The organism is Lactiplantibacillus sp. 7.2.4 (assembly GCF_018991185.1).
Classification (GTDB): domain Bacteria; phylum Bacillota; class Bacilli; order Lactobacillales; family Lactobacillaceae; genus Lactiplantibacillus; species Lactiplantibacillus pentosus.
In genome coordinates this window covers 24722-31875 of sequence record NZ_JAGYGS010000036.1, presented here as the reverse complement: position 1 = coordinate 31875, position 7154 = coordinate 24722, and the positions used below count along the sequence as shown (strand labels likewise).

Sequence of the window (7154 nt, the reverse complement as noted above, 5' to 3'; positions counted from 1 at the left end):
ACCGTAAAAAAATGTTGGAAAACCGACATTTTCTAATCGGTATTTTCCAACATTTTACAACCGTTGCTGACATATAATGTTCGCATGGTACTGTTAACACTAAATGTTGTTACATTCCTGTTGACTCCATTATATGAAGTTTAGTTATTTGTATTGTAAGGCAGTTACATGTTTGACATTAGTTTGATAGGCCTTTACAGATTTATGACAGGTGTTCTTTAAATCTAAAGTATATAATCATTTAAATAGGTAGGTGGAAGTATGAAAAAGATTAAAGATTTTTTCTCTAAGATAGGCATTGGAAATGTTATTTCAATAGTAGGCGTTATCATAGCAATGGGATCGTTCATGATTACAAATCAGAACACAAGTAAGAGTATCCAGATAGCACAAACTCAAGCAGGTATGAATGCAAAACAAATGAAGGAAAATCAAAAGGAAAAAGAGGAGGAACAAGCTTCAAAGGTAGCTTGTTGGTTACAAAATGAATCAAAAACAGATAATGGTGCGTCTACAAGAACAGTCATCATACCGAATTCCTCAACAATTCCAGTATATGGTGTGTATGTTTTGTCAACCAATAATCGATCTTCAGATGTATTCTCAGAAATAAATATTGTTCCCAGTGCGACTGTTTATGTTGATACATTAAAGCCTGGGGAAACTAAAGTGAGGATTAAGAATAGTGGTTCAGCAATGGGTGGGGTACGGCAAAGTACAGCTATGACATTTAAAGATGCTAATTCGCATTATTGGTTCAGGAGCCCGCACGGGAACTTAATTAAGATTAGTGAGAAAAAATGTATAAAAATTTTAATCATTTAGGCATAGAATTACCGATATTTCCTTATAGTGAATGACGGCTAGTATAGATGTACCGTCATAGAATGAAAACAAGTGTCATACTAAAAAGTATGGCGTTTTTGATTTGGATGCTAAAAAAATAATCGCCACCCAATTATTAGGTAACGGTAACCGCATATCGGTCAACGGATCCTATTGTGACGTTTATTCAAATAAAAAAAGCCATCCGTTTAAGATAGCTTTTACATACAGCCCGCCGGCATCAAAATTGTTACGAGATTTGTTACGGTTTGTACCGGAACAATCGAACTAGAACTTTTAGCCAGTTAGCTGAAAACGTTGATATAACAATTGTTCTGGAGCTTATTACATCACTTTGAAACTCAGTAATGGAGATGGCGAGAGTCGAACTCGCGTCCAAGCATATTGCCCCTCGGATATCTACGCTCATAGTCATACTATTTGAATTTCATCATTACAAACGCCGTGTGACAGGGCACCCAGCAATGACTAACCTGATTAGTCTCTTCTCGCAACTCCAGGTGGAAGCTTTGAGCGTAAGTCCACTAAATTTAGGACCCAGATCTAGAACATGGACGATTCTAGGAGGATCTACGTTAAGCGCTTATTAGGCAGCTAAAGCGTAAGAATTGTTATTATTTTTTGCAGTTATAATTTAAACTGAGCGTTTTTACGTAGACGCAACCTACGAAGCGCAATCCGAACTCAAACTATACCTGTCGAATCCAGAACATCCCCAAATTCAACAATCTTAGTTTAGCATAGCCCGTGGATTCTGCCAACTAATCTGTCTAAGATTGCCCGTTAATGTTAAAACGGCGATTTTGAGCGGCCTTAGCGCGATTTCAAAAATTTAAGAACTCGTATGTGTCCGTCGGCGGCGCAAATATCTGAACATCCGGTGTGGATTGATGGAGAGTGCCATGACTGCCAAGATGACGAGTAGGCCCCCGATAAAATCGAAGCGAGTCAGTTGGACGTTCAGAAACGCGATCGAGAAGACCGTCGCGGCTAATGGTTCAAACGCATCCATTAGACTAGCGGTCGTCGGTAAAATGTCACTGAGACTACGAGCAAACATTAAGAATGGGGCGACCGTTCCTAACAGGATGATGACTAGTAGCAGGCCGAATTGGAACCACGTCAGCGTTAGGTGGACGCGCCACATCGGTTGTAGTGCGGTCAGAAAAACACCGGCAATCAGCAGCCCCCAGCCCGTGACCGTCAATGCCCCGTATTTTGGAAGCAGTGTCCGTGGAATCAAGGTGTTAGTGGCGACCCCGATTGCGGAGAGTCCGCCCCAAAAGAGCACCACTGGCGAGATGGCCAGGCTATTCAAGTGGCCGTGCGTCACAATCAGCACGGTGCCGATAAAGGCCATCAGCATCCCAAGTCCTTCCACGCGACTGGGAAGGACGTGTTTAAATAAGAAGTAATAGATGCTAATGATAAATGGTCCCAGGAATTGAATAATGGTCGCAACGGGTGCGTTTCCGGCCCGCACCGCTTCAAAATAGCAGAGTTGGACTGGAATGAGACCTAGAAGGACATAGCTGACCACCGTCCAAGCATCATGACGCGCACGCCAGATTTTAAACGGCTGTTTACCCGCGATTAATCCCCAGATAATCAGGATCAGGCCCGCACTAATCATGCGCACCTGAGTCAGCCACATGGCAGTTAGATGCGGATTGGCAATGAAGAGGGTACTCGCCGCAACGCCGGAAATGCCCCAGAGAATACAGGCACTGCTCGCCAGCAGCACGCCCCGTAAGTGATGTTGTTGTGTCAAAATAAGACTCCTTTCTGAAAATAATCAGCATTTTTCATTATAGCAAAACCCCGCCGCAACGCCTATCTTAATGAGGAATCTCTTATTATTCTCATGAGTTACTTCATTAATTCGTAGCCGCTGCCTCGTAAAAATCGGCCGCAAAGCAGTGCGTTTCCACAATAGTCATGCTATGATATGAACAATTAAACGCAAACAATCATGCGTCAAGTGGAGGGTCATATACAATGAAAGCAATTATTACTGTCGTTGGTCAGGATCAAGTTGGGATCGTTGCCAAGGTCGCAAACGAATTAGCCCGGTTGAACATTAACATTGTCGATATTTCGCAAACGTTGATGGATCATAACTTTACCATGATGTTGTCAGCCGAATGGGATGATGACCAGTTGAGTTTTGCCTCGGCCAAAGCCAAGCTTGAAGCGCTGGGAGAAGCGTCACAACTCACGATTCGGATTCAGCGCCAGGCTGTCTTCGATGCCATTCAGAAATTATAGGAGGTCATCATGGAAAGTCAATCAATATTAGAAACAATCCAGATGGTCGCCGAAGAGAATTTGGACATTCGGACCATTACGATGGGCATCTCGCTTTTCGACTGTATCGATAGCGATGGTGAACGGTCGCGGCAAAAAATCTATGACAAAATCACGACGAGTGCCAAAGATTTAGTCAAGGTTGCTGAGCAGATCCAAGAAGAATACGGGATTCCAATCATTAACAAACGCATTGCGGTGACACCCATTGCCCTGATTGCCGCTGCGAGTGCCGACCACGATTACGTGGCCTACGCGGTAACGATGGAACGGGCAGCGCAGGCACTGGGCGTTGACTTGATTGGTGGCTTTTCAGCACTCGTGCAAAAGGGTTATCAAAGTGGCGACCGTAAGCTGATTGCCTCGATTCCTGAAGCACTGTCAGCGACCACGCGTGTTTGCAGTTCGGTCAACGTCGGTTCGACCCGTGCCGGTATTAACCTGGATGCTGTCGGTGAGATGGGTCACATCATCAAGCAGATTGCGGCGGATGATCCGGTGAACTGTATGAGTTTGGTGGTCTTCGCGAATGCCGTTGATGATAATCCGTTCATGGCTGGCGCGTTTCACGGTGTTGGTGAAGCCGACCGGGTCATTAATGTGGGAATCAGCGGCCCGGGCGTTGTCAAACGGGCGTTAGAAGAAGTCCGCGGTCAATCGATCGACGTGGTTTCTGAACAAATTAAGAAGACGGCCTTTAAAGTGACGCGGATGGGGCAGTTCGTCGGCACCATCGCGGCGGAACGGTTGCACGTGCCATTTGGAATCGTGGACTTGTCATTGGCACCAACGCCTAATGAAGGTGATTCAGTTGCTGAAATCTTGGAAGAAATCGGCTTAGAAAGTGTCGGGGCACCGGGGACGACCGCGGCACTGGCACTGTTAAATGATGCCGTCAAAAAAGGTGGCGTCATGGCTTGTGAACACGTCGGTGGCTTGTCTGGCGCATTTATTCCAGTTTCGGAAGATGCTGAGATGATTCGAGCGGTCAGCGCGGGACGTTTGAACATTGAAAAGCTAGAAGCGATGACGGCGGTTTGTTCCGTTGGACTCGACATGATTGCGGTTCCTGGTGATACCAGCGCGGCGACGATCAGCGGGATGATTGCGGATGAAGCCGCAATCGGTATGATCAACAATAAGACGACTGCGGTTCGGGTCATTCCAGCAACTGGCAAGGACGTTGGCGAAGCAGTCGAATTCGGGGGCTTGTTTGGGAGTGCACCGGTGATGCCGGTCAACAAGAACCAGCCGACGACGTTTATCAATCGTGGCGGTCATATTCCGGCCCCAATTCATTCATTTAAAAATTAAGTGGCAGCGGTCTTGGTGGCGAGTCAATCATCAGACCTAATACGATCACGATGAAAAACAATTTTCGAAGCGGGGTAACCGGCTGAGAGAATTGTTTTTTGCGCCCTAAGACCAGTATTCTCGTGGCCTGAGCATTCCTGCCACCATGGCCTGATGAGACCCACGAATTGCAGTTTGACACAAATCTTTCACAAATCAGCCAAGGTTTGTTATAAATTTGTTGTTATACTAATCCTGAATCCTAGCGCGAAGTAGGGTATGATAATAAGTAGGTTAATACATGATGATTAATCAATATAGTTAGCAATTGTAATTAACTTGGAGGACGTTGGACTATGAAACTATTAATGATTGAAGATAATAAATCCGTCTCTGAAATGATGGCGATGTTTTTTAAGAAGGAACAGTGGGACGCCCACTTTGCTTATGATGGTAATGAAGCCGTTGAGATGTTCAACGAAGATCCCAACGGTTGGGATATGGTGACGCTTGATTTAAACTTACCCGGTAAAGACGGGATGCAAGTTAGTGCGGATATTCGCAAGGCTTCTCCAACTGTACCAATTATTATGTTGACGGCGCGTGACTCAGAAAGTGACCAAGTACTGGGCCTCGAAATGGGTGCTGACGACTATGTCACCAAGCCATTTTCACCAATTACGCTGATCGCCCGGATCAAAGCATTACACCGGCGGGCAGACTTGGCCAAGACGGCGCCTGCTGAGCAACCGGCCAATGCAGTCAGTTCATTTGATGTACAGACGGACCACTTTAAGCTCAATACGAAGACGCGTGAAGCTTACTTAGCCGGTGTCCAGATTCAAGATTTGACACCAAAAGAATTTGACTTATTGAAGACGCTGGCCCAAAAGCCACGGCAAGTCTTCTCACGGGAACAGCTGTTACAACTCGTTTGGGACTATGAATACTACGGTGATGAGCGGACGGTTGACGCCCACATCAAGAAGTTACGGCAGAAGATTGAAAAGGCTGGTCCACAAATCATCCAGACGGTTTGGGGGGTCGGCTACAAGTTTGATGATAGTGGAGTTGACGCTCAATGAAACTGATTTATCAACAAATGCTGGCATTCTTTGCCGTGATTATCACGGTGATCGTGGTCCTGGGGTTTTCGTTTATACGAACCACCAGAACGATGCTCTATAACAATTCGTGGCAACAGCTACAACAGTATGCCGCGAGTATTGAAAAAGAAGCGATTCGCTACAATACGAAAACCAACAAAGTCGTGGGTTTCAATCAGCAGTTCTTAAGCGATGGTACGGTAATTTTACGGGATCAACACATCCATTTTTCGGTCTATGACGCGAATAAAAAGCTGGTCTATCCGACTGGCATTGGCGCGTCGATGGATAGTGCCCCAGGTGGGTCGATCTATGATCCGAAGATTTCAGCCAAGGATTGGAAAAAGCTGAAGCAAAATAAGATCATTACCCAGTCGCCACACGTCACTTTCCGGACGCGTAACCGCGACCAACCCGTGAATACGCCGTCGCTGCGAACGATTGATGTGCTCGTGCCGTTGTTCTATAAGAATGGCAGTACCAAGAAGTTCGTCGGTGCGATTTCAATCGGGTCCTTCGAACAGACTTTACAGGCGAGTGAGCAACAGATTGAAAAGAACCTGTTCATCGCGTTGCTGGTCTCTGGGATTGCGGCCCTACTGCTGAGCTACGTGCTAGCACGGTATTCCGTCCGACGCATCAACCGGCTGCGGTATGCAACGCACTCCGTTGCCAATGGCGATTTTGATATTCAAGTGGACAGTAATCACAAGGACGAAATCGATGATTTGGCCGATGATTTCAACGGCATGGTCAGCTCCTTGCGTGAATCTAATGAAGAAATCAAACGCCAAGAAAAACGGCGACGTGAATTTATGGCGGATGCTGCTCATGAAATGCGGACACCGCTGACGACCATCAACGGAATTCTGGAAGGCCTCGCTTATGACGCGATTCCGGAAGAGGATAAGGCCCATTCAATTGAACTGATGCAAAATGAAACGAAACGTTTGATCCGGTTAGTCAATGAGAACCTGGATTATGAAAAGATTCGGACCGGTCAGATTGCTTTGAACAAGACCAATTTTGACGGCGCTGAAGTTTTGCATAACTTAGTTGAACAACTCACAAAGAAGGCTGATGCTTCGGATGACCATTTTGTATTGACTGCACCTGATAAACTGCCGGTCTGGGCTGACTATGACCGCTTTGTTCAAGTGTTGTTTAATATCATGCAGAACGCCATCCAATTCTCACAAGGTAGTGCCATCGAAGTGACTGGTCAACGAACTGAGCACGCGACGGTCATCTCCATTCAAGACCACGGTATCGGCATGACACCGGATCAGGTCAAGAATATTTGGGAACGTTACTATAAGGCTGATCCATCGCGGAAGAGTACCAAGTACGGTGAATCTGGCCTCGGGCTCGCGATTTCGCACCAACTCGTGCAACAACATGGTGGGGCGATTGAAGTCGATAGTGCTGAGAATGAAGGGACGCGCTTCACGGTGACCTTCCCAGATGACGGGTATGACAAACCAATCATGGATGATTAGTGTTCGTTAATGACGACTGAATGGCCTATTAATGAAGCAAACTTTTAAACGAACCGGGTGTGGCGTTACGTGCCAGCCCGGTTTTTGTCGCCATGAACCTTGA

General features: G+C 46.2%; 6 protein-coding genes and 1 other RNA gene. 5 read left to right on the top strand and 2 right to left on the bottom strand.

Annotation, left to right across the window (positions count from 1 at the left end; translation table 11 throughout):
• Positions 1 to 261: 261 nt before the first annotated feature.
• Complete coding sequence (locus KGF70_RS11205; protein WP_216769173.1) at positions 262 to 825, top strand: hypothetical protein; 564 nt, start codon at positions 262 to 264, stop codon at positions 823 to 825.
• 366 nt (positions 826 to 1191) lie between these two features.
• Here KGF70_RS11205 and ssrA read toward each other — a convergent pair.
• Positions 1192 to 1563: a transfer-messenger RNA gene (gene ssrA / locus KGF70_RS11200) on the bottom strand.
• Between the two features lie 115 nt (positions 1564 to 1678).
• Positions 1679 to 2617: a DMT family transporter gene (locus tag KGF70_RS11195; RefSeq protein WP_216769175.1), complete on the bottom strand. Its 939-nt coding sequence runs from the start codon at positions 2615 to 2617 to the stop codon at positions 1679 to 1681.
• A 227-nt stretch (positions 2618 to 2844) separates the two neighbouring features.
• Between KGF70_RS11195 and KGF70_RS11190 the strand changes: the two genes are divergently transcribed.
• From KGF70_RS11190 to KGF70_RS11175, 4 genes are all read left to right on the top strand, one after another.
• Positions 2845 to 3114 (top strand): ACT domain-containing protein, encoded by a 270-nt coding sequence (locus KGF70_RS11190; RefSeq protein WP_003639265.1) that lies wholly within the window; start codon positions 2845 to 2847, stop codon positions 3112 to 3114.
• Between the two features lie 9 nt (positions 3115 to 3123).
• Entirely contained in the window at positions 3124 to 4467 is a 1344-nt protein-coding gene (locus KGF70_RS11185) for a PFL family protein (RefSeq protein ID WP_216769177.1), read from the top strand.
• A gap of 335 nt (positions 4468 to 4802) precedes the next feature.
• Positions 4803 to 5531 (top strand): response regulator transcription factor, encoded by a 729-nt coding sequence (locus tag KGF70_RS11180; protein ID WP_003639263.1) that lies wholly within the window; start codon positions 4803 to 4805, stop codon positions 5529 to 5531.
• Positions 5528 to 7051 carry a HAMP domain-containing sensor histidine kinase gene (locus KGF70_RS11175; RefSeq protein WP_216769179.1) on the top strand — a complete coding sequence of 508 codons (1524 nt, stop codon included), beginning with the start codon at positions 5528 to 5530 and terminating at the stop codon, positions 7049 to 7051. The genes KGF70_RS11180 and KGF70_RS11175 overlap by 4 nt, the downstream gene beginning before the upstream one ends.
• Positions 7052 to 7154: the final 103 nt, after the last annotated feature.

What these genes read in the sequence shown, in the direction of transcription:
- KGF70_RS11205 (WP_216769173.1), top strand. Translation starts at nt 262, where the DNA reads ATGAAAAAGATTAAAGATTTTTTCTCTAAGATAGGCATTGGAAATGTT.
- KGF70_RS11190 (WP_003639265.1), top strand. Translation starts at nt 2,845, where the DNA reads ATGAAAGCAATTATTACTGTCGTTGGTCAGGATCAAGTTGGGATCGTT.
- KGF70_RS11185 (WP_216769177.1), top strand. Translation starts at nt 3,124, where the DNA reads ATGGAAAGTCAATCAATATTAGAAACAATCCAGATGGTCGCCGAAGAG.
- KGF70_RS11180 (WP_003639263.1), top strand. Translation starts at nt 4,803, where the DNA reads ATGAAACTATTAATGATTGAAGATAATAAATCCGTCTCTGAAATGATG.
- KGF70_RS11175 (WP_216769179.1), top strand. Translation starts at nt 5,528, where the DNA reads ATGAAACTGATTTATCAACAAATGCTGGCATTCTTTGCCGTGATTATC.